General features: G+C 69.3%; 18 protein-coding genes and 1 tRNA gene. 8 read left to right on the top strand and 11 right to left on the bottom strand.

The window, feature by feature from the left end:
• Positions 1–117 precede the first annotated feature (117 nt).
• The gene (locus ACFVZH_RS37880; RefSeq protein ID WP_384904801.1) at positions 118–948 is read left to right on the top strand and encodes an aminotransferase class III-fold pyridoxal phosphate-dependent enzyme; all 831 of its coding nucleotides are present in this window, start codon (positions 118–120) and stop codon (positions 946–948) included.
• Positions 949–1149: 201 nt separating this feature from the next.
• On the top strand, positions 1150–1311 hold the full coding sequence (locus ACFVZH_RS37885) for a hypothetical protein (protein ID WP_384904803.1): 162 nt from the start codon (positions 1150–1152) through the stop codon (positions 1309–1311).
• Between the two features lie 77 nt (positions 1312–1388).
• Here ACFVZH_RS37885 and ACFVZH_RS37890 read toward each other — a convergent pair whose 3' ends face one another.
• Together ACFVZH_RS37890 and ACFVZH_RS37895 are read right to left on the bottom strand one after the other, a co-directional pair.
• On the bottom strand, positions 1389–1733 hold the full coding sequence (locus ACFVZH_RS37890; RefSeq protein WP_384904805.1) for an STAS domain-containing protein: 345 nt from the start codon (positions 1731–1733) through the stop codon (positions 1389–1391).
• A gap of 90 nt (positions 1734–1823) precedes the next feature.
• Positions 1824–2282, bottom strand: coding sequence for an ATP-binding protein (locus ACFVZH_RS37895; RefSeq protein WP_384904806.1), 459 nt, complete (start codon positions 2280–2282; stop codon positions 1824–1826).
• A 134-nt stretch (positions 2283–2416) separates the two neighbouring features.
• Between ACFVZH_RS37895 and ACFVZH_RS37900 the strand changes: the two genes are divergently transcribed.
• Positions 2417–2932 carry a hypothetical protein gene (locus ACFVZH_RS37900; RefSeq protein ID WP_384904808.1) on the top strand — a complete coding sequence of 172 codons (516 nt, stop codon included), beginning with the start codon at positions 2417–2419 and terminating at the stop codon, positions 2930–2932.
• Positions 2933–3221: 289 nt separating this feature from the next.
• On the opposite strand, the gene ACFVZH_RS37905 is transcribed toward ACFVZH_RS37900, so the two are convergent.
• The 7 genes from ACFVZH_RS37905 to ACFVZH_RS37935 all read right to left on the bottom strand — a co-directional run bounded on the left by ACFVZH_RS37905 (position 3222) and on the right by ACFVZH_RS37935 (position 10446).
• The gene (locus ACFVZH_RS37905) at positions 3222–4145 is read right to left on the bottom strand and encodes a TniQ family protein (RefSeq protein WP_384904810.1); all 924 of its coding nucleotides are present in this window, start codon (positions 4143–4145) and stop codon (positions 3222–3224) included.
• On the bottom strand, positions 4142–5122 hold the full coding sequence (locus tag ACFVZH_RS37910; protein WP_384904811.1) for a TniB family NTP-binding protein: 981 nt from the start codon (positions 5120–5122) through the stop codon (positions 4142–4144). The genes ACFVZH_RS37905 and ACFVZH_RS37910 overlap by 4 nt, the downstream gene beginning before the upstream one ends.
• A 116-nt stretch (positions 5123–5238) precedes the next feature.
• Positions 5239–7395, bottom strand: a complete 2157-nt coding sequence (locus ACFVZH_RS37915; protein WP_384904813.1) for a transposase — start codon at positions 7393–7395, stop codon at positions 5239–5241.
• Between the two features lie 5 nt (positions 7396–7400).
• Complete coding sequence (locus ACFVZH_RS37920) at positions 7401–8231, bottom strand: TnsA-like heteromeric transposase endonuclease subunit (protein ID WP_384904815.1); 831 nt, start codon at positions 8229–8231, stop codon at positions 7401–7403.
• Between the two features lie 2 nt (positions 8232–8233).
• A complete protein-coding gene (locus tag ACFVZH_RS37925) occupies positions 8234–9268 on the bottom strand; it encodes a helicase associated domain-containing protein (protein WP_384904817.1) in 1035 nt (344 codons plus the stop codon).
• Positions 9269–9527: 259 nt separating this feature from the next.
• A complete protein-coding gene (locus ACFVZH_RS37930; RefSeq protein ID WP_384904818.1) occupies positions 9528–9989 on the bottom strand; it encodes a helicase associated domain-containing protein in 462 nt (153 codons plus the stop codon).
• A gap of 31 nt (positions 9990–10020) precedes the next feature.
• Positions 10021–10446: a hypothetical protein gene (locus ACFVZH_RS37935; protein ID WP_384904820.1), complete on the bottom strand. Its 426-nt coding sequence runs from the start codon at positions 10444–10446 to the stop codon at positions 10021–10023.
• Positions 10447–10742: 296 nt separating this feature from the next.
• On the opposite strand from ACFVZH_RS37935, the gene tap reads away from it, so the two are divergent.
• The 5 genes from tap to ACFVZH_RS37960 all read left to right on the top strand — a co-directional run bounded on the left by tap (position 10743) and on the right by ACFVZH_RS37960 (position 17239).
• Complete coding sequence (gene tap / locus ACFVZH_RS37940) at positions 10743–12965, top strand: telomere-associated protein Tap (RefSeq protein ID WP_384904822.1); 2223 nt, start codon at positions 10743–10745, stop codon at positions 12963–12965.
• A gap of 12 nt (positions 12966–12977) precedes the next feature.
• Positions 12978–13535 carry a telomere-protecting terminal protein Tpg gene (gene tpg / locus ACFVZH_RS37945; RefSeq protein ID WP_384904824.1) on the top strand — a complete coding sequence of 186 codons (558 nt, stop codon included), beginning with the start codon at positions 12978–12980 and terminating at the stop codon, positions 13533–13535.
• 314 nt (positions 13536–13849) lie between these two features.
• A tRNA-Met gene (locus ACFVZH_RS37950) sits at positions 13850–13923 on the top strand.
• A gap of 70 nt (positions 13924–13993) precedes the next feature.
• Positions 13994–15772 (top strand): hypothetical protein, encoded by a 1779-nt coding sequence (locus ACFVZH_RS37955; RefSeq protein ID WP_384904826.1) that lies wholly within the window; start codon positions 13994–13996, stop codon positions 15770–15772.
• Positions 15773–17239 (top strand): hypothetical protein, encoded by a 1467-nt coding sequence (locus tag ACFVZH_RS37960; RefSeq protein WP_384904828.1) that lies wholly within the window; start codon positions 15773–15775, stop codon positions 17237–17239.
• A gap of 157 nt (positions 17240–17396) precedes the next feature.
• On the opposite strand, the gene ACFVZH_RS37965 is transcribed toward ACFVZH_RS37960, so the two are convergent.
• The gene (locus ACFVZH_RS37965; RefSeq protein WP_384904829.1) at positions 17397–20042 is read right to left on the bottom strand and encodes a Helicase associated domain protein; all 2646 of its coding nucleotides are present in this window, start codon (positions 20040–20042) and stop codon (positions 17397–17399) included.
• 36 nt (positions 20043–20078) lie between these two features.
• A complete protein-coding gene (locus ACFVZH_RS37970) occupies positions 20079–20708 on the bottom strand; it encodes a hypothetical protein (protein ID WP_384904831.1) in 630 nt (209 codons plus the stop codon).
• Positions 20709–21215: the final 507 nt, after the last annotated feature.

Consider the following 21215-nt stretch of genomic DNA (forward strand, 5'->3'; position numbering starts at 1 on the left):
CAGGATCCAGCTCCGGCCCCACCTGATCGACGGCTGCCTCACCGCCACCGGTCTGACCCTCGTACCACCGACCCCACCCTGAAAACCTCAGTAGGACTTCCTGACAGCTTCCCGCCCGTGGACATCCCCCATGGTGTACCGGCACAGACCGCGTCGCAGGTCTTGGTCATTCCTTTCAACGACGCTGCAGCGACCGCGTACGTGCTCGAGCGGTACCAGCACGAGATAGCTGCGCTCATCGTCGAGCCGATGCTTGCAGCCGGCGGCGGGATCGCGCCGCACGACGGATACCTGCACACGCTTCGCGAGCTGACCCGCGAGCACGGGGTGCTGCTCATCTTCGACGAGGTTGCCACCTTCCGGCTCGGGCCACTGCAGAACACCCTCGGTATCGAGCCGGACCTGACCGCACTCGGGAAGATCATCGGCGGCGGCCTCCCGATCGGTGCCTTCGGCGGGCGCCAGGAGATCATGATGCAGTTCGACCCCGGCAGTGACAATCCCCTGTACCACTCGGGAACCTTCTGCGGAAACGACGTGACCCTAGCCGCTGGTGTTGCAGCACTGGAGCATTACGGCGACCAGGAGGTCTCCAGGCTGAACGGTCTGGGAGAGCTGCTGCTGAAAAGCATGACCGCAGCAGCCAGGGACGAGGGCGTCAAGGCTGCCGGGATGGGCTTTTATGGGCATTTCCATTGGGGGGAAGGCCCGCTTCGCAATGCCGCTGATGTTCACTCCCGGAGCAAGAACCTGGGAATGCTGCCCGCCTTGTTCCATCTGGAGATGCTGAACCAAGGTGTCTTTATGTCACGGCGCAGCCTGTTCTGCTTTTCCACGCCCATGTCCATCCAGCACGTCGACGCGTTTCTTGAGGCGTTCAGTGGCACGCTGCGCATGCTGCGTCCCTACATCGCCAAGACACACCCGAACCTGCTGCTGTCCGACTAGAACGTAGACCGGACGCGGCTCGCCGCAATGCGTGAGAGCAGGGAGGCGTCATGGACTGCACAGGCGCCGTGGCTCTGCCCATCCCATGGGAGGACGATGGAGGTATGGGCACCTGCGATGGAGGCCGGGATGGTGTTGCCGGATCGGTTCCGGCGCCGTTGACCGTGGCGCAGGCCCGCGGGGTGACGGACGGGCCTGCGTATGGCGATGGACGATGTCCGGCGCTCCGTGGAGGTACTTCCGGCCCGGGTGCAGGTCGCGCCCACCGCTCGCGCCTGGCTACTGCTCGGTTACGGCTCGCGGGAGGCGTACGGTGCCGCCGGATTCGGTATCAGCCGCGCGCAGGCGTACCGCCTGCCTTGAACGGGGTTCGTCGGCCTCGGAGGAACGGGCAGAAGTTGTGCCAGAGCCCAACGGGAGTGTTCACGGACACCGCGAGCTCACGTCTGCGGGTGTCGGTGCGGGACGGGTGGGGGCCACGGAGACGCGGCTTTGAGTAGGTGGAGGGTGCGTTGGAGGTGGGGGTGGAGGCCGGCGAGGTGGAGGTTCGCGTGGGTGGCGTGGGCCGCGTTGGAGAGGCGCTCGAGTGCGTGCAGGCCGGTCATGTCGCAGAAGACGAGGCCGGTGAGGTCCAGGCAGAGGTGGCGGGGGCGGCTGGATAGCGCGGTGGTGACCGCCCGGTCCACGAGGGGGGCGGTGGCCAGGTCGAGCTCCCCGGTCATGCAGAGCAGGACCGTGTCCTCGTACCGCAGGCTGTGGACCTGCAGCAGTTCGTCGGCTCGCATGGCCGCCTCCGGAGTCGGGAGAATTCGAACTTTTGCCCTCCTTTGTGCCAGTGTGCGGGTGACGGGGTTTCCTGGTAGCGGGTCGGGGTGTCAGGCGGCGGCGAGGCCGGCCCAGTGGTCGATGAGTCCGTCAGTGTCGAGGTCGGCTCCGGCCTGGTCGGCGAGTGCGGTGATGATCATGTCGCCGCGGCCGTGCTCGTCGGCCGGACGGTTGGCCGCCCAGTTGTCCGGGGCGGTCTGGGGGCCGCCGTCGCTGACGTGGACCTGGACGCGGCCGGAGTGGCCGGCCGTAGCGTGCAGGTGGAGGGCGACGGGCGGCAGAGCGTGGGTGACGGCGTTGGTCACCAGTTCCGAGATGACCAGCAGGGTGTCGTAGATCTGGTCCTCGTCCAGTCCCCAGGCGGCCAGTACCGGGCGGGCCTCGTGGCGGGCGGTGGCCGGTGCGAGCGGCCCATGTTCCAGCGGCAGGCTGAAGACGTGCTCACCGGCCGGCACGGCATGCAGCGCGGGACGCGGCTGCCGGGCCGGGGAGATTGTGGTGGTCGTCATCGCAATCACTGCCTGTCCGGAAGGGGCCGGAATGCTTTCTCTGGTACTTCCAGCACACCCCACGCAGCACAGAAGACCCTGAGCAGTCAATACCCAAATGCGAAGATACTGGACATTGGGCATGATTAGCGAACATGGCTCTCGGCGAGGAGGGCCACTCGAAAGTGGGCTTGACCTGCAGTTTCGCCCCGTTTCTGGAGGGCATGGGTGGATCGGCGCCCACAGTGATCCCCTGCTTCTGGGAGGACTCGATGTTGCTCAGTCACGATATGCAGGACGGGGCGCTGCGGATCACGCTGCACCGGGATCTCGACATCGACGACCGTGCTGCGGCGGTTTTGCGGATCGAGATGCTGATCGCCGCCTACCGGCCCGCAACAGTGACCATCGAGCTGCCCAAGACACCGCCGTCTCTGGCCACGCTGAGCGTGATCGCCCGGGCGAAACGCAGATGCGAATGCCTGGACGTCCCCCTCAGCCTCGTCGAGAGCAGCAGCCCAGTGACATCCAGACCGGCGCCGGACCTGAACCAGACCGGCGAGCACCGAGCACCAAGAGCAGGAGACCACCAGCCGATCCCGCTCAGGCCACCTGGACACACAGAAGGGCCGCGCGCAGGGGAGGAAGAGTCCAGCTCGCGGCCCGTCTGACACCTGTGAATGGGTACGGCGGTGGCACTGCTGTGACGATGCAGTGATCTTCAGGGGGTTGGACTGCTTTGGTCTGGTGTCCCGTCTTCGTGGTGGGACTCGGGACGGCTGAAGCGGTTGTGTTCGGGCGTGATGGGCGTGCTCTGAGGGCGTGTTCGGTTTGGTTGTTCGGGCGTTTGGTCTGCGGTCCGGTAGTCGTGTGGGATTGATCTTGGCTTTCTCGTAGGTGTGGTGGCACGTCTTTATGCGGCTGCGTTCTCCGGGGGTTCGGGGTTCCGGATGATGCTGGTCAGTGGCGTGTGTGGGTGAGGAAGACTCGGAGGGGATCGTTCGCGTTGAGGGGCAGGCGTGGGAGGCCGAGTCGGTAGGCGATGAGGTTGAGGGCCTTGTCGGTGTCGCGGTGTGGCCGGCTCGGGAGGGTGGCGAGTGTGCGGGCAAGGGCGACGGTTTCGGGGTAGATCACCAGGTCGCGGGTAAGCAGAGTGGGGGAGGCGCTGCCTGTGGTGGCCAGGAGGGGGTTGGCCGCGCAGAGCCGGGTCAGGCGGGTGTGCCAGCGGGTGGTGATGGCGTGTGCTGTGGTCCAGGCGGTGGCCGCGCGGGGGTTTCGTAAGAGGCGCTGGTGTGCGTGGTGCGCGGCGACAAGCTCCGGCGCGGCCCTGGTGCGGAGGGTGGAAGTCAGCCGCGGGTCTGGGGCTGCTTGCTGGTGGCGTGGGCACATCAGCTGGTGCGGCGCCGGTTGAACCCAGGTGGTGTCGGTGGCGTCGTTGCTGCGGTGGCGGGTGCACAGCGTGCAGCCGCGGACGGGCTGCTGCTCGGTTTTGAGCCGCGTCCAGTACGCGGCCGCCTCGGTGTCGCGGGCGGCGTCGCGGAGGGGGAGGCGGGGCAGGGCGCGCGTCAGGTGGGGGAGCGGGGTGCGGGCCAGGATGGAGAGGCGCCGGGCCGCGCGCGGAGTGAGGATGAGTTCGGCCGTCGGTGGTGTCCCGTGGCGGTGGAGGGGGATGCCAGCGCCGTCGAGGAGCTGGGACACCGTCAGCCGGTAGGCGTCAGCCAGGCGCTGTACGTATGAGGCGGTCGCTTCACCGGTCAGCGGCCGTACGCGGAGAACGCCCGGCCAGGCTGACGGGACCTGTAGCCATGCCTCTGCGGTGACGACGCTGCATTGCGCGGCGCCGGCCTTTGTCGCAGCACGGTCTGTTATGTCTGTCCGGGTCACGGGCTGCGGTTACTGCGTGGCTGGCCGCTTGGGCGGTGGTGCTGTTCGGCGAGGTGGTCGAGGCGGATGGCGTCGAGGGTGGTTTTGGTGATGCGTTCGGTGCCGTCGATCAGGGCGGTTATGGCGGCCTGGCGGATGAGGCGGGCGAGGCTGCCGATGCGGCTGGCGGTTCGCTCGTGGAGGTAAGGGACCAGCCGGGGGAGGGTTCCGGGCCGGTGGTGGCGTAGGTCGAGGGCGCTCTCCATGGCGGTGATGAGGTCGCGGAAGGGTTCTTCGTCGCCGAGGCAGGCGGGGAAGACGGTGCAGTCGATGAGGGAGGCGCGTCCGGCGAGCTGGGCGCCGCGTACTCCGGTGAACAGGGGTGTGGTGGTGACGTCGATGCCGGCGTAGACGAAGGTGGCGCCGATGCGTTCGGTGAGGTCTTTGATCAGGTCGGCGCTCTGGGCGCCGCTGGTGGTGCGGGGGTTGAGCCGGTGGATCTCGTCGATCATCACCAGCTGTACCCGGGCGGCTGTGTAAGTGTGGCAGACGGCGCCTGTGATCTGGGCCTGGGACATGCCGGCGGTGACGGGGATGCCGAGGTAGCGGGCGAACTCGGTGGCCAGGGTTTTGGCGCTGGCGGCGGGTGGGACCAGGACGTAGGCGACGGGGGCCTGTCCGGCTGTGGCCGCAGCGCCGTGGCGGCGGGTGTGGGCGAGGTGGCAGGCGCGTCCGACCTGGAGCAAGGCGGTGGTTTTCCCGGCGCCGGCGGGGCCGGTGACGATCAGCGACGGGCGTGCGGTGACCGTCTGGTGGCGGCCGAGGATCATCAGGGTGCGCACGTTCTTGGCGAGGGTGTCGATGGCGGGGGTGCGCACGGTGACGAACCGCGAGTGGTAGGCCAGGCGTTCCTCCAGACTGCGAGATGGTGCGTCGGGCGGGGGAGGAGCGGCCACGGGAGTGGTGGCGAAGGCATGAAAGCCGTCCCAGGTGGTCACCGATCGCTGCTGCGCCTCAGGAGAGTCGCCGCCGGCCCCTGCCGCGGGACCGGCAGACCGGTCCGCCGCCGATGGGAAACCGATGGTCGGCACCTCGACTGTGCGCGGCGGGATGTTCACCATTGCTCGGCCTCCGCTTCGGCGTCCCACAGTCCGTATCCGCCTGCCCCGCCCGGCAACGCCCCTGGCCCCACCGGATTGCCAGTGCCCGGCTCTGTGGCCGTGTCGGGGCCAATGAGGTCGTCGAGGCTCTCGCTCCAGTCAGGGTCCGGGGCCGGTGTGGTCTCTGCTGCGAGGGGGCGCCGCTGCCCGGGCAGGTCGGGCAGCGGCACGGCCGTACCGCGGGCGCGAGGTCGTTTGCGAGGGCTGGCTTCGTGTTGCGAATCGGCGGGGCTGCGGGTGCGGCGCAGGAGCTGGTCGAGGGCGTCGGCGAGGTCGGCTTCGTGCTGGTCGCGGTTCCCGCGTTGTTCGACCTCGGTCTGGATGTGGCGCCAGATGGCGTCGTTGAAGGGCTGGTGGACGTGGTCGCGGTGGATCCACGGGATTTCGTGGAGCTGTCCGTCGGTGAGGCGGACGAAGATCTGGCGGGCGTCGTGGGGGTTGTGGTGGAGCTCCCACTTGCCGTCTTTGCTGGCGACGGGGGAGCGCTGGCTGCGGTGGGGGTCGAGGATGTCGTGTTTGTAGGTGCGGTAGTCGAGGCGGATGCCGCGTTCGGTGATGGGCTGCCAGCGCACCGGCAGCAGTTCGAGGTAGTCGGCGCCGGTGAGCGGGACGGGCACGTAGCCGCTGATGGTGATCAGTGCGGCCCACATCTGGTTCGGGGTGAGGGCGGTTTTGGGAAGGACGGGGTGGCGCAGTCCGTCGTGGGGGCGGTTCTGCCAGCCGCAGGTGATCCATTCGTCGAGGAAGTCCTGCAGCTGCGGGATCGTCCACCGGGCCTCGGCCGCCGTCTTGGAACCGCGGCGCTGGGGGTTGGATCCGGTGTGGCCGGCGACGTGTTGGCAGAACAGGTCGTTGATCGAGCCGAACGTCCGCTCCACCACACCCTTGGCCTGCGGCCGACGGGGCGGGGCCGGCTGCACGCTGACTCCGAGCGTCTCGCAGGCGGCGACGAAGCCCTGCGAGAGGTAGATCTTCCCGCAGTCGACGACGATCGTCTCGGGCACGATCACCGGGCGGGCGGCCGCGCCCTCCAGCCGTTCGTCCAGCGACAGCATCCGCTGATACGGCACCTCGGCACGGGAAAGATGCAGCGCAACGGGCCACGTCGGCCGGACAGGGTGGGGGACAGCCATCTCGGCCAGCAGGAGGGCTGCGTCGACGGCTTTGGTGCTGTGCGGGCGCAGGACGGCGGCCAGGATGGAGCGGGTGGCGACGTCGACGGCGATCGTCAGCTCCGGCCGCCCCAGGCTGCCGTCCTCGAGGACGGCCATGATGTCCAGGCGGGTGGTGTCGATCTGCACCTGCTCCCCGGGCCGCAGCACCACAGGCGCCGACGAGGTGCGGGCGGGTGCAGTGGCGGTGCGTGCGGGGCGGCCCGGACGGTCGGCCGGGTCGGCCAGCACGCTCACCAGCCGGTAGAACGTCGACCGTGACGGCATCTCCACCACCCCGCGCCCATGCGTGTCCTCCAGGATCTGCCCGACCAGTACCTGCAGTCCCTTCACCGTCCCCTTCGACCGGCCTCGCTGGCGCCGCAGCGCCTCCAGCACCGCGGCCACGACCTGCTCGTCGGCATACCCCGCCGGATGACGGCCGCGTGCCGGCGCCGCCCGCTTGTCGACCAGCCCCCACAAGCCCTGTTTGCGGTAGGCGTGCCGCATCCGCTCCACCGTCGTACACGTCACCCGGGCGAAGCCGAGGGCTGCCAGCTCCTGCGCCTTGGCCGCATCCCGCTGCGCCAGCGTCCATCGCTCGGGGTCGTACTCCGGCCGCATCGTCTGGCCCTCATGGCTGCCCGGAGCATGCGGCAGCCCGGTCTCCACCTCCCGGATGTGCGGCAGCCAGGCCAGCGCCCACTGCTGGGCCGCCAGCGGAACGGTCTCGAACAGCCCCCATTGCGGCACCGTGTCCGGCGTCCGCGCGCCCACCACTTCGAAGCCCGGATCGGCGAACAACTGCCCGAGCAGCAGGCTCGTTTCAGCTCCGTCCTCCTGCAGCAGGTAGACCTGCTGGCCCTGCAAGGCGGCGACCTGCCAGGTCTGTCCCAGGTAGGTGACGTGCGCGCCGACCTCCACCACCGGCCGCCGGCTCTTACCGTGTGTGCCGCCCACTGCATTCAACCTTTCTCCTGATCGCCGCCGACGTCGCTCAGCCGCCCTCCGACGCCTTCACCACGGTCTGCGTAAGCGCAGATCAGCGCCCGCTTGTGCAGCGGCTCATCAAGAGGCGTCGTCAGATGTCCGCACCACAGCGCGTGATAGGCGGCTGGCAGTACCTGCAAGGAATCGCCCACCCCGGCTACGCCGTCGGCTAGCGGCCGGGGCCCGGCGAACGCTTCGGCCAACGCGGTCCGCAGTCCGGGCGGGCCCTGATTGCGTGGGTGGCGGTAGCCGGCCAGCCATCGCAGGTTCGCCGCCACCACCGCTGGAGGTGGCTCGAGGTGCCGGTACGACCAGCCCACGCGCGCGCACGCCGCCTCCAGGACCACCTGAGCCCGCCGCGCCCTGTCTCCGCCGACAACCGGCCTGGAGGGGCAGTCGGCGAGCAGACCGGTGCCGTCGGCGTACCGGGCGAACAGCTGGGGCACCCACGAGCGCACCCGCCCGTCGGTATCCCGCCACAGCAGCCGTACCGGACGTGCGGACAGGCCGGTCACGTCCGGGTTCCGGTCCAGGACCATCAGCTGGGTGCGCATTGCTGCCGAACCGTGGACGACGTGCCGTCCGGTGGTCGCCGACCACCACCAGCCCGGTCCCCACCGGCGGCCCGGAACGATCGGAAACGCGGATACCGGCGCGAGGTCCTCGAACCGCACCGACGCCGCCGCCTGATCCCACGGCAGCTGCGTCACCTGCCCGGTGGCTGTGGCGAACGCGGCTTCGATTCCCGCACCGGTGCCCCCTGCGGCAGCCTGCTGCACCCGCCTGCTGTTCTCGTGCCCTTCCACACTCAACAGCCAAGTCCATGGGGGGCTGCTGAAAGCCGTGATCCGGATCCGCCACCCGAACGGGGGAACGGCGGCCGTGATGCCGAGCCCCTGCACCCATGGTCAGCCGGGAGATCCTTCAGATCCTGCAGGAGCCGCTGCTGGCCCGGTGACAAGGCGTGGCGTTGAGCGAGTTGCTTGGTGAACCAGGAGCGCAGCTTGGGCGGTGGTTCGAGGCCGGCGGTGAGCAGAGGGCGCAGACGGTGGAAGTCGCGCTGCCAGGCGAACGCCCACGGAGGAAGCCACCACGGATCCAGAGCAGCGAGGGCCTGCATGCCTGGCCACGGAGCCGGCGTGCGACGCGCATGAGCTCCGGCCTCTCCACGTTTACTGGCGAGCCACCTGCCCAGCGGGAACCCGTTGTGCGGGACGGGGTGCGGCAGCGCCAAGTGGCCGTGAACGCCGACGTAGTCCCGGGCATGGGCCAAGCCCACGGCGAAGTCGATCCGAACGCCGGTGGGGCGGTACCGCGTGGCCTGCCTCGCTTGTGCGGCCTCGGCGGTGATGCCGATCTCCCGCAGTAGATCTTGCTGGCGGGGGTGGAGCTCTTCGAACAGGGCGCACTGCGCGTACAGCCACGATGCGGCAGACGCCCCCACCCCGGCGAAGCCATCCCCCGGCACCAGCGCCTGATTGCCGCCGCACTGCTTACGGGCGTGGTGGTAGGCGCGTTGCCATGCCATGGGCCACGGCGGGTTCCACCAGGTGTCGACGGCGGACAGTGCACGGCTCCGGTCGGTTTCCTTCTCCGCCCTACGGGCCCGGTTGCGTTGGCTCATCAGCCATTGCCCAAGAGGGAAACCGTCCTGTCGGGTGCTCTTGGACGTGGCGAGGTGGCCGTGGACAGCGGCGTAGGCGCGCGCGTGTTCCAGGCCGGCCGCGAATGCCTGAGCAAGGCTTTTGCGCGAGGGCGTGCTGAGCGGGCGTGCGCGGGCCGGATTCCGAGATCTGCGAGCAGGCGCTGCTGGCCCACATGGAGGTCGTCGTACCGGGAACACTGCTCATGGAGCCACTCGCCCAAGGCGGGGCTGGTGCCGGGGAATCCTGCTGTGGCGTCGACGGGGCCGTGCTTTCGAACGTGTTCCAGCGCGCGGTGGTACGTCCGCCGCCAGGAGACCTGCCAGGGACCATTCCACCAGGGATCAATGAGCTTCTTCAACTCGGCCACGATCGAGTGACGAGGAGGAGGACCGGCCGCTGGCATCGGGGCGTGTCCGCGCTGGTCGCGGAGGCAGTCAACAGCAGCCTGCGCATCACTCACTCGAGTGACCGCTGAAGAGGCTCAATGCGATGCAGGGCCTGCGCCCGATCGACAGGAAGCGCCGCTACTCCGGTTCTCTGATTGGCCAGCCACGTTCCCAGCGCAAATCCCTCGTGACGGCCGTACTTCGGAACGGCGAGATGCCCGTGACGCGCCGCGTAGGTACGGGCGTGTGCCAAGCCCCGACCTGATACGCCTGCTCTGCACGGGACGGCCGTCCTGCCGCCGGAGCGCTGCCGAAGGGCTCTCGCAGGCGCAACTCCCGCAGCTGCACCGCAAGCCCCCGAGGCCGGTGCGCGACCGGAACCGCCCACACACCTTCCTCGGGCACTGTTCCCCGCCCCTGCCGCACACACGCCCGCACCCAGGCGAACAAGGCTCCTGCACTGGAGGTGGCGAGCTGCTCCGCCAGCCACGGGCGGTCCAGACGGTGGGCCAGCTCGGTTACTGGTGCGCACGGATCACCTCCGGTGTCCCGGCGAGGCTCACCTAGCCTTCGACCAGCGTGACTCTGTCCAGCGCCAGTGAGTCGAGGGACCAGCACTGGTGCCTGATGCAGATCCTTGAGCGCAGGTCGGAGTACAGACGGGCAGGACACAGGGCGCCTGTGCGGGCCGCCGTACACAGTCGGCACGCCAGCATGACGGCAGGAATCGTGCTGCCGGAGGCGAAGCGCACGCTTGGCTGGTCACCGTTCTCCTTCGTGCCAGCGCCCTCCTCCCAGGAGGGCAGTGCCCGGGACAGATGCGGCTCTGGCACCTGGCAGAGGGAGGCCAGCCGGCGCCGTACTGCGGGCGCGAGGAACACCTCGCCGACGAGACAGCTCTTTCCCCAGACGCCACGCACGCCGGGGCCCGCCATCGCAGACAGCAAGCCCGTCACGGTGACCTCGTAGCGAGCGGCCAGTCGGTTCACGAACGACAGCGTCGTTTCACCTGCCAGCGGGGCCAGCCGGACGACACCGACCGCCGGTCATGGGGAGAACGGATCCGTCACCTGCCACTCCACAGTCTCACCGGCCCACGCGATGGGGCCGGTTCCCAAGCACAACACTCGGTCGGACTGCGAGGACACGGTGAGGCTCTCGCCGAACCGCCGCTGTGCCCGAGCCACCGTCCAGCCATGCGAGATCAACACGCGAACGCTATTCGTACGTGCTTCGTACGCGAAACGTACGCTTCACGCTAGAGTTGCGGGACAGGAGGTGCTGCATGTCCGAGCTGTTCGACGCGGTCGACGCGCTCATCGCGTCTCGCTCCCCGCTGCCGCCCCCGGCGGAACGCAAGCGGCTGCGCCAGGCGCACGGCCTGACGCTGGACGAGGTGGCCGCCGCACTGCAGGTGCGGCGCGCGACGGTCAGCGGCTGGGAGGCCGGCAAGACCGAGCCGCGGCCGCCGGAGCGCGACGCATACGCCCGCATGCTCAAGCAGCTCGCCCAGCTCTACCCCGCCGACGCTCCGGTGCCCCCTGAGGACACGGCGACCCCCGAGACGCCTGCCGTTCCGGCCGCTCCTGCGCCATCGGCAATTGAACCGGCCCAAGCCCGCATCGCACCCACAGGCCCGGCTGCGGAGCCTGCGAACATCGCACTCCGCCCCGCCGCCCCTGCCGCCGTACCGCGCCCGGCGGTCACGACCGGTCCTACGTCGCGCCGTCCGGCCGCGAAGAAGGCGGCCCCCGCAGGCACCCCGGCGGGCGGCGCCGATCCGCGGTTCGAGAACGGGCCGCTCGTGGTCGTCGACGTCGAGGCAGATGGTCAGGTACTGGCGTTCTGCATCGGCGGCCTGGTCCTCGACGTACCGGCGAAGTCGATTCCCGCCCTGGTGGAGTGGACGCTGCGCGAAGGGCGACTCGGTCAGCCGAAGCTGTCCGGTCCGGGCAAGGACGCCGACCCGCTGATCGTGCTGACCGATGCCGCATGCGAGCACTACGGCCTGCCCGTCACGCTCACACAGCAGGAACGCTTGGCCGGGCGGATCCCGGAAGGCCACAAGGTCATCAAGCAGCTGACGCGCGCCGACTGGCAGCTGACCAAGCGCGGCTTCGGGCCGTGGGCGAGGATCTACCGCCCCGCGCAGGGCTCGGAGCGTGCGTGCGTGCAGTTGTGCATCCCGTCGTGGGACGCGCTCGACACCCGGCACTGGGCCGACGCCGGGCAGCTGCCGCCGGCGGACCTCGCCCGGCTGCTGGGCACGTACGCCTCCCGGGTGATGACGCCGCGCGGATCGACCGCCGTGACCGGCCTGGAGCTGATGACCGCCCTGCACCCGCCGACCCGCGCCTCCCAACCGGACGCAACGGGCAAGCGACACCCCGAGCACAACCCCGGCTCGCTGGGCAAGGATCCGGTGGACTGCGCGCCGTGCGAGGCCCCCGACGGGCACCCGCTCCTGGCGGACCTGCCGCGCTTCCACGTCCGCGGGCCCGGCGAGAAGCTGTTCGAGGAGGCATACGACTGGGCACGGCCGATGACGGACGCCGAGTGCACCCTACGGCACCTGGTCGGCATCGACGTGAACATGGCCTTCGCCGCCGGCGTAAACGGCCTCACGGTCGGCCTTGGGGCGCCGACATACGTCAAGAACCCCGCCTTTGACCCGAAACTGCCCGGCTCCTGGCTGGTCGACCTGAGCCACGTCGACCTGTCGAAGGTGAAGGTCGGCAAGGAATGGGTGAAGCTGGACGGCGAACTGCTGCCGAGCCCGTTCACGCCGAAGGGCGAGCACCCGACGGGGCCGGCCTGGTACGCGACGCCGACCATGGCGTACGCGGTAGAGCTCGGCTACGAGGTGCGCCCGCTGGAGGCGTACGTTCGGTACGAGAACGGCCGCTACCTGGACGGCTGGTACCAGCGGCTGCGCGACGCCTACCTCGCCACGATGGCCGACCTCGGCGTCGACGCCGACCTGTCGCCGGAGGACTTCCTCGCGGCGATGGACGGCTACAAGAGCCGTGACCCGGAGCTCGCGATCGTCGTCTCGGCGGTCAAGGCAACGGTAAAGGGCGGCCTGGGCAAGCTGCGCGAGCGCCCGCGCGGGGAGGGCTGGCGGCCCGGCGAGCCGTGGCGCGCCCTGGCCCGCCCGACGTGGCGGCCGGACATCCGGGCGGCGGTCATCTCCCGCACTCGCATCAACCTGCACCGCAAGATCGTCAAGCACGCGGCGTTCACCGGGCAGTACCCGGTCGCGATCCTGTCCGACTGCGTCGTCTACGCGGCCGACGGGCCTTCGCCGCTGGACTTCCTGCCCTACCGGGAGGGCAAGCCGCTGCCCGGCGGGTTCAAGCTCGGCGTCAACCCCGGCCTGGTCAAGCACGAGGGCACCCAGTCCGTCCTGTGGGGCGAGGAGGTCCGTGATCGGTTCAATGCGCCGGAGCTCAACCTCGCCCGGTACATCAAGGACGGCACCGTCACCGACGTCGACAACGGAGAGTAGGAGAGGGCAACGATGAGCCTGTTCGGGGACGGTCTGGACGCCGCGGTGCAGAAGGCGTTCACCCGCCCGGCACCCAAGAGCGCGCCCGCGCAGATGCGGTACCTGGTCAAGCAGCTCAAAGGCACCGAGGCGGTCGCCCAGATGCTGCGGATCTCGCAGCGCACCGTCGAGCGGTACGTGAAGGACCAGATCAAGAAGCCCCGGCCGGACCTCGCCGCCCGCCTGGAGGGCGAGGTGAAGAAGCGGTGGCAGCCGCAGATCCGGGCCAAGGCCCGGCAGAAGGCAGCCACCACTGGCGGCATCGTCATCGACACCCAGGCCCGCATGGGTTACACCGCGCCGATCGGGTCGACGGATGAGGACCGCCGCCGGCACCTGACCGTCGCCCTGCCGCCCCGCTACGCGGCCCGTCTCTTCGAGGCCCAGGAGGCTGGCGCCAGCGAACGCGAGCTTCAGCAGATCGTGGCCGAAGGGCTCAGGGAGGTGTACTTCCAGGACGGCGGCCGCCGCGCCGGCTCTCTGGAGGAGGTCCGGTTCACGGACATTGAGCACCTGGAGTTCGACCTGTAGATCCCGAACAGCCGCGATGCTCGGGCATGCGCCTGATCACGAACTGGTGCGCGCACGCGCCGCACTGACACCGAACTCCCCGAGCTGGCTGGCCGCGGCGCCCATTCAGGTGGCGGTGGGCCCGCGGTCACGGCGAGCGCGCTGCCTGGAAGCGCGTCCAGCGCCGCCCCGTCCCCACCCTGAACGTCGATAGGGGAGTGTTCACGACAGCGCGATGACTAGCGTGGCGGCCGTCCGGCCAGCACCAGAGACGCGAAAGAACCCTGTGCGAAATCCCTTCGCTCGGGGTGGTCTTGGCGTCTTACAGTGAAGGTCGCCGGGTGGAGCAGGTCGGTAGCTCGCTGGGCTCATAACCCAGAGGTCGCGGGTTCGAATCCCGCCTCGGCCACGAAAAGTGTCGGCCCGTCGCACAAGGTGCGGCGGGCCCGACTGTCAGCTGAGGGGAGCCGGGAGCAGACGTGGACGTTCAGGCGGCGGTACTCAAGGTGCTGGACGAGTCGAGCAGCCCGTTCATCTCCTTCCAGTCCATGGTCACCCCCTTGGAAGCCGCAACACGGGTGGCCAGCCGCGCCGAGACCGAGCTGGACCACCTTCACGCCCTGTGGGGCGCGATGCTCATCTTCCGGCAGGACGACGGCACCTTCCTCGGCTCCTACATCGGGCCCGGGCCCGATCCCTGGCCGCGGCAGGTGAACAAGCTCCCGTCCGAGGTGCACGGGATCTGGTCGCTCTATGCGACTGCGGCGGCCCATCCCATGGTGCGAGCCCGGCTGCACCATCTGCTCTGGTCTGCCCGGTTCGGCGCGCAGCCCATCGCGCACCTGCAGGCAGCCGTTACTGACTACCTCGACGCCGCGCCGGTGATGCTGGCTGCCACCGGTCCGCTCGTCACCGCAGACCGATGGAAGGCGGTGGAGGCCCTGCGCGCCGCTCACGACCCCGCCATCGGTACCCGGCAGCCCGAGCTCGGCGACATCGTCAACGAGATGATCGCCCTCGCCGAGACAGCGCTCGGCTGGACTGAGCCCGCTCCCGGTGTCGTCGCCGCCATGGCCGAACCCCTTCTAGCGGACAAAGCCAACCACCCGCCACTGCGCCCGCTACTCGAACGCGCCGCCGACCACTACCAGACCGACTCCCACAACCACATCGCCTTCCTCCAGGACCTGCGCCGGATCGAGGCCGAGCCAGCCGCCCGGCGCGCGCTCGAGGAACGCATCCTGAACACGTACGTGACCCATGCCGACAAGCTCGGCGGCATCGCCAAGCTCATGAGACTCGAAGAGGCAGCCGTCTACGCCCGCGACCACGGTCTGACCGACGCCCTGGATCAAATCCGCCGTGCTCAGCAGAGACTCACCCCCGAGGACCTCAACCTGACCCGGACCAGCACTTCGCTCGAGCTGCCCACGCACCTCATCGACGCCGCGCGCAACGCCATCGACACCGTCGCCGACCTCGGACAGGCGCTGGTGACCGTCGCCACCGCGCCCCCTGTCCTCGCCGAGCCGGTCGTTCTCGAACAGCACGGGCTGCTCCGCCTTCCGACCGCGACTTTGAACCTCAACGGCCCGGTCGTCACCCACGTCACCGACACGGACAATCCGGCCGGACAGAACCTGTTCGACGCCCGCGTGTTCTCTCTCGACGTCCACGGGCTCCTCCTCGAAGCCCAACTCGACCGTATCCACGAGCGCTTCGCACCGACCGGCGAGGCCCTGCTCGCTCTCCTGACTCGGGATCCACTCGCGCCGGCCGCCCGGATGCGCGGGCTTGCCCGCGCCTTCCATGCCTTCTGGGACCACGACGATGACATCGCGATCGCCCTTGTCCTACCGCGCATCGAGGGTCTGCTGCGCCGCCGCCTCCAAGCCGCCGACGTTTCCGTTATTCAGCACGCCCAGGGCGATAGGCCCGGCCAGGTCAGCCAGCTCGGCTCCCTCATCAGCGGCATGGAACAGGCCGGATACCCCGAGCCCTGGCCGACCGTCTTCCGCGTGCTGCTCGGCGGCCCCACCGACGGCATGAACCTGCGGAACAACATCCTCCACGACCTGCAGGACACCCCGCCCCGGCACCGCATCGCCCTCACGCTGCAGGCCGCGCTCACTGTGCTCCTCGTCCCGATCGCCGGGCCCGCCCGCCAGGGCAACGCGGTCGTTGAAAGCCCGGCTGATGGGGCGGCGCGTCTTGGAGAATTGAGTCGACGATTCGGGGTGGACGAGGATCATGAGTAGATGGCTGCACTTTTGTATGACCGGCCCGTGTCGGAGTACGAGTACCGTCAGCGTGTGCGTCGGCACCGGCCCAGCTCGCTACTGCCGTTGCTCGCCGCGGCAGCAGCCCGATACGGAGGCCCAGAGAGGCCGCATTCCTGGCTGGACAGCCCCTACCGGAAGTACACGCCCTGGGCGCTGGCCGGCGCAGCGCGCGTCTGCCTGGCGTACGGCACCGAGTACAACCGGTCTGAGGCCACCGAGCAGGACCTGCTGGAGATCCTGACCGCATACGCCAACCTGAAGGATCCGACGCTGCACGGCGATGACGATGATGCGGTGCGCCTGCGGGACTTCATGATGCGGATCAGTGGCGAGCAGATGGCCTGGCAGAGCCCGGAGTACGTCAGCCTTGCCCGCACCGCCGCGCTGTACTTGCACACCCCATTCCCCTCCCACCGGCAACCGCGCTGGATGACAGCCGGCTGGGACACCGAGGTATTCGGCTGTTCACTGACGGACTACGTTGGCACAGCACAACTGCTGTGGACGAGCGCCCTGCACAGTGCCGGGCGATTCGACCCCGCCATCTACGACAGTCCAGACGGCCCACGGTTCGACAGAGTCATCAGCCGGGAGACCGCCGTCAGCATCATCGACCGACACTTTGCCACGGATGTCGCGGCCTTCAAGGAAGCTGAGAACCGCAGTGTGGACGGCCTGGCCCAGATTGCCGGGGCCAAGGCAGATCAGCTGCGACGGTTCACCTACAACCCGCTCCAGGGACAGCCTGCGTTGACAGGCTTCGGGCCCGGCCTGCTCTGCCCATCTCCGCAGCTCGTGTGGCGCAAGGTCACCCCGGCGGGCATCTATTACACAGGGTTGGAGCACTTTGGGAACGAGTTTCCCGTCGAGACGGGTTACCTCTTTGAGGAGTACATCGGCCGCCAGCTCCGCCTCATTCAGGATGCCCACGTCGTCGGAGAGATCACGTACACGGTCAAGCGAAACCAGAAGCAGAGCGTGGACTGGACCGTCGTGTTCGAAGACCTGGTCCTGCTTGTGGAGGTCAAGTCCACAATGCCCACGCAGAACGCCCGCCTCGGCCTCCTACGCGGTGTGGAGGAGACGGAGAGGAAGCTGGGCCGTGCCTACCAGCAGATCAACAACACATCTGCTCAGATCGACGAGAGGCACCCGGCCTTTGCGGACATCCCAGCGGATCGCCTCCGTCAGGCATTGATCGTCACCTTCGAACCGTTTCCAGTGGCCAATGCCAACCTGCCGCGTCTGAACCTGCCCACTCCGGACATCCCTACGACGGTGGCCAGTGCCCAGGAGATCGAACGTCTGGTCACCCTGGCTGACATTCCGCCCGACGAGATGCTCCGGTCGAGGGCAGCCGACCCGGAGCGGTTCACCTGGGCCCTGACTGAGTGCTTCGCCGGCTACGAGAGCAACCGCAACCCCATCCTGGACGCGGGGTAGGCGTCGTACCCGTGGTCCGTGAGCCAGCAACCGCCCGGCTCCGATTTCCCGTAGAACGAGGCGGCAGCGCGAGGAGCTCCACGCGGCCGACGCTGCCCGGAGCTCCTCGCGGCGTGTAAGGGCGTCCCGCTGGCTCACTTCCGGTGGGGCCCGTCGGCTATGCCCATTCGATGCCCAGCCGGGTGAGCGCGGCGTGCTGTTCGGTGGTGAGTTTGTCGCGGCGGGTTTTGGTGTTGGTGATCCATACGCCCAGCTTCACTGGCACCAGCGCGGCCTCGCCCTCCACCGTGATCTGTTCTGTGTGGCCGCGGGGGACGCGGTGGTGGCCTTCGCGGGCGATGTACTGCGTGAGGGCCTGAACGCCCCGCTGGAAGGCTGCTGACGTCTTCCCGGCACTCTTGGTCGCCGGGGCCGGGGTGGGGCGCTCAGCGGGCTTCACGCTCAGCGAGGTCAGCCGTTCCTGCTGCTCCGCGGACAGCTGCGCCCAGGTGCTCGCCTCTCGCATCCGTGCGAGCCATTTGCCCAGGTCGTCGCCCTCGAAGAGCACGCCGGGCTGGATGTTGGGCAGGGTGCCGTCGGCGTCGACGAGGTCGGCGAGCACCCGGTGGTGCCGCTGCCAGTCCAGCGGCCACGGGCAGTTCCAGTCCGGGTCGACCGCCGCCAGTTGCTTCGCGCGCTCCATGGCCCGCTCAGCGTCCTTCCCGAGGCCGCCCTTCCTGCGGAGGTTGGCCATGTGCTGTCCGACGGGCACCATCTCCTGGCCTTCTCCCCAGACGGCGTCCTGGCGGGGGGCGAGGTGTCCGGTGGCGCGCCGGTACGAGCGGAGGGCGGCGAGCTTGTTCTCCCAGGCTTCCTCGCCGGGTTCCCACACCATCCCGGCCTCGGTGGCGTCGAGGAGTTCCTTGCGGTGGGGGTCGAGTTCTCCGGACCGCAGCGCTTTCCGCTGCTGGTGCACCCATCTGCCAAGGGGGAAGTCCGTCGTCGCGCCGACGGTGGTCTCGGTGTCGTAGGGGACGGCGTGCAGGCTGGTGATCTCGTTCTCGGCTCGCCAGCGGAGCAGGGCCTGGTAGCCCTCCAGCCAGACCAGGGACTCGGGGCGGATGACGCGGCAGCGGGTCAGGGCGGCGATGTCGGCGGCGTCGCGGGGGGAGGCGAAGTTGACCACGATCGAGGTGACGCGGTCGACCTCCTGCTGCGCCTCGCTGGTCTCCTCTTCGTCACCGCCGTCGGCTCCCGCTGTGGGGGTGGGACGGACGTGGAGGCGTCGGCGTTCCTCGCCGCGGATCCGAGTGCGGGAGGCGAGCTGGTCGACGAGGCGTTCCGAGTGCGAGCGAAGGGCCTGGAGGATGTCGACCAGGGGCTGGTAGCTGGCCGAGGCGACCATGTCCTTGGGGTCTTCGCCGGGGGTGAGGAAGACCGGGATGATGATCCTCGCGGTCTTCGTGGTGCCGTCTGGGTTCGGGCGCAGGGCGCGTCCGATGTTCTGGACGACGTCGACCTGGGAGCTGCGGGAGCCGACGATGCAGACCGCTTCCACGCCGCGCAGGCCGGTGATGTCGACGCCGACCCCGAGGGCCCGCACGGAGGCGAGGAATGCCCGGTGCACGCGCCGGCTGTCGGCGTCGATGCCGTTGGCGAACCGGTGGATGACCTCGCGCCGGTGGGCGATGGGGTGGTCGCCGCACAGCCAGTCGGCCCAGACCCGGTCCGGGAGTATGTGGCGGCTGTCCTCGAGCTCGTACAGCTCGGCGTCGATGGATGAGGCGGGGAGTTCCTCCGCGTGGGCGAGTGCGGCCTCGGAGGCTTGGGTGGCGTACAGCTCGGCGGCGGTCGCCGGCATCTGCTCGGCGAACGCGCGGGCTTCCTCGACCCGCTGGTGGAACGTCATGACGGTGTGCAGGTTCATCTGCGCCGCGTGCTCCAGCAGCGCGGCCTGGAGCAGCGCGAGGCGCCGGCCGCGCAGCGCGTCCTCGGACAGGCCGAGGATCGGGTCGGGGTCACGGATCTCGAGCACGTCGATCTCGAAGCCCGCGAGGATGGCCCGCTCCACCGCTTCCGCGAGTCCGAGGTCGAAGATCCTGGTGCCGTAGGTGGTGCTGTCGTCCTCCATCGAGGCGATCACCAGCTCCTGGCCGTCCCGACCCCGCTGCAGGCTGGGCGCGGCCAGGATCCGCGGGGTGGCGGTGAGGTAGAGCCGGAAGTCGACCGGAATTCGTGACTGGTCGTGGATCGCCGCCCACGGCCGGCCCATGTCCCCGGCCGTCATGTGCGCCTCGTCCAGGATTGCCAGGTCGAACGGGTCCATCCGCTGTCCGTACAGCCGCTCCCCGCCCACCAAAGCAGCCTCCAGCGGCCCCCGCACCGTCCGCCGCCCCGTGATGTCGGTGGGGTCCTCGCGGTCCACCAGGGAGGCGTACGTGGCGAACACGACCGCAGGCCCCTTCCCGGCCCACAGAGCGAGCTGGATCGGGTTGGTGGTGGTGCGCACCCCGAGCTGCTCCAGGACCTCGTCCCTGTCGACCGAGCAGACCGCGACCATGGGCGCGCGGTGCCCGACCCGGCGCCAGGACTGGGCGGTCTGCACGATCAGATCGAGGGTGGGCACCATGACGAGGATCCGCCCGTCCGGGAAGCACTCCAGAGCAGAGGCAGCGGTGGTGATCGTCTTCCCGGACCCGGTCGCGGACACCCCCATGGCACGCGCCCCCTCCGGGGGGACGGGTGATCTTGCGGGGAATCCAACCCAGTTACGGAAGCTCGACTTCTGGTCGATCTGGTGTTCTCTGAGTGGAATCAAAGACATTTCTATTCCCTCCCGATGCCTATTTCCGGTGGTGTCTCACACGGCCGTGTGCGGGTCGCAGGCCGCTCCGGAGTCGCTCCAGATCGACGCGCCTGCCTGGTGCCAGCCGCCGGGCTTTCCGTCCTTGAACGGTGGCTTGTCATCCGGGTCGTAGTGCCCAGCCTCGCGTGTGCAGAGGATGACGTCGCCGCTGGACAGCTCCACCGTCCGCACGTTGCACAGACAGCCGGCCTCGCCCAGCGCCTCCAGCACCCGGCGCCGCTCCGTGGTGTTCGGGTGGGTGCGCGGCAGGACCGTCTCCCGGACGAACGCCTCCAGACGCTCCAGCCCGGCGCGCTCACGCTGCCTCACGTCCGAGATGTGTACGGCCAGTTCAGCAGCCCCGGCCGACCGGCCGCCACGCCGCGACCAGTCCCGGTCAGCGATGCTCACCAGAGCCTCGCTTACGGCCACCACGCCTTCATCCCAGCCGTCCGCGAACACCGGACCCCGGGAGGCCAGCGCCATGCCGTCCAGCTCCACCACCTCGGACTGCGCCCCGGCGACCGCTCCGGCTTCCAGTGCGGCTACTAGGTCGTCTGCCTCGCTCGCGGGCACGCCCTGGGCGTCCAGGAGCGCAAACAGCCTCAACCGGGCGTTGGTGCCCGCCGTCTGATACTGGCTCACCCTGTGCACGGAATCGCTGCTCAGCGAGGGTGTTTTTCCGGTAGATTCGCCGTGACCGGTCATCTGCGGCCGTTCCTATCGGACATGAGGGAGGGTTTTCGGGTGGGTATCCTGCATTTCCGCCAACAGTACATGCTGCATCGACACGATGCACGCGCTACACTGGAACCCACACGAACGAGCGACTCCCGCCCTCCGCAGCCAGCCAGGCCCGCGCCAGCGGGCCCCAAAGTCCTGAAGGCGCAGCCGGAAGGACCGTCAGGCGGGGGAGCGCAGCGGACCCGCCCAGGAGCGCGAAGCGCTCCCCAACTTCCGTACTGAAGCTCCCACTAGCTGCACCTGACACTCCGCCAGTCACGGCCGCGCGATGCGCGGCCAGCCGGGCGCGCAGCGGCTGGCCCCCCTCAACTCCCGGAGCGCAGCGGAGGGAGTTGGCCCGTGCTCCGCACGGGCAGCGGGAGCGCAGCGACTGCCTCCCTTGCACATCGCGCAGCGATGTGTACCCGC

Source organism: Streptomyces sp. NPDC059534 (genome assembly GCF_042743475.1).
GTDB lineage: Bacteria > Actinomycetota > Actinomycetes > Streptomycetales > Streptomycetaceae > Streptomyces.

What these genes read in the sequence shown, in the direction of transcription:
- tap (WP_384904822.1), top strand. Translation starts at nt 10,743, where the DNA reads ATGTCCGAGCTGTTCGACGCGGTCGACGCGCTCATCGCGTCTCGCTCC.
- ACFVZH_RS37965 (WP_384904829.1), bottom strand. Translation starts at nt 20,042, where the DNA reads ATGTCTTTGATTCCACTCAGAGAACACCAGATCGACCAGAAGTCGAGC.
- ACFVZH_RS37885 (WP_384904803.1), top strand. Translation starts at nt 1,150, where the DNA reads ATGGCGATGGACGATGTCCGGCGCTCCGTGGAGGTACTTCCGGCCCGG.
- ACFVZH_RS37890 (WP_384904805.1), bottom strand. Translation starts at nt 1,733, where the DNA reads ATGCGAGCCGACGAACTGCTGCAGGTCCACAGCCTGCGGTACGAGGAC.
- ACFVZH_RS37895 (WP_384904806.1), bottom strand. Translation starts at nt 2,282, where the DNA reads ATGACGACCACCACAATCTCCCCGGCCCGGCAGCCGCGTCCCGCGCTG.
- ACFVZH_RS37900 (WP_384904808.1), top strand. Translation starts at nt 2,417, where the DNA reads ATGGCTCTCGGCGAGGAGGGCCACTCGAAAGTGGGCTTGACCTGCAGT.
- tpg (WP_384904824.1), top strand. Translation starts at nt 12,978, where the DNA reads ATGAGCCTGTTCGGGGACGGTCTGGACGCCGCGGTGCAGAAGGCGTTC.
- ACFVZH_RS37960 (WP_384904828.1), top strand. Translation starts at nt 15,773, where the DNA reads ATGGCTGCACTTTTGTATGACCGGCCCGTGTCGGAGTACGAGTACCGT.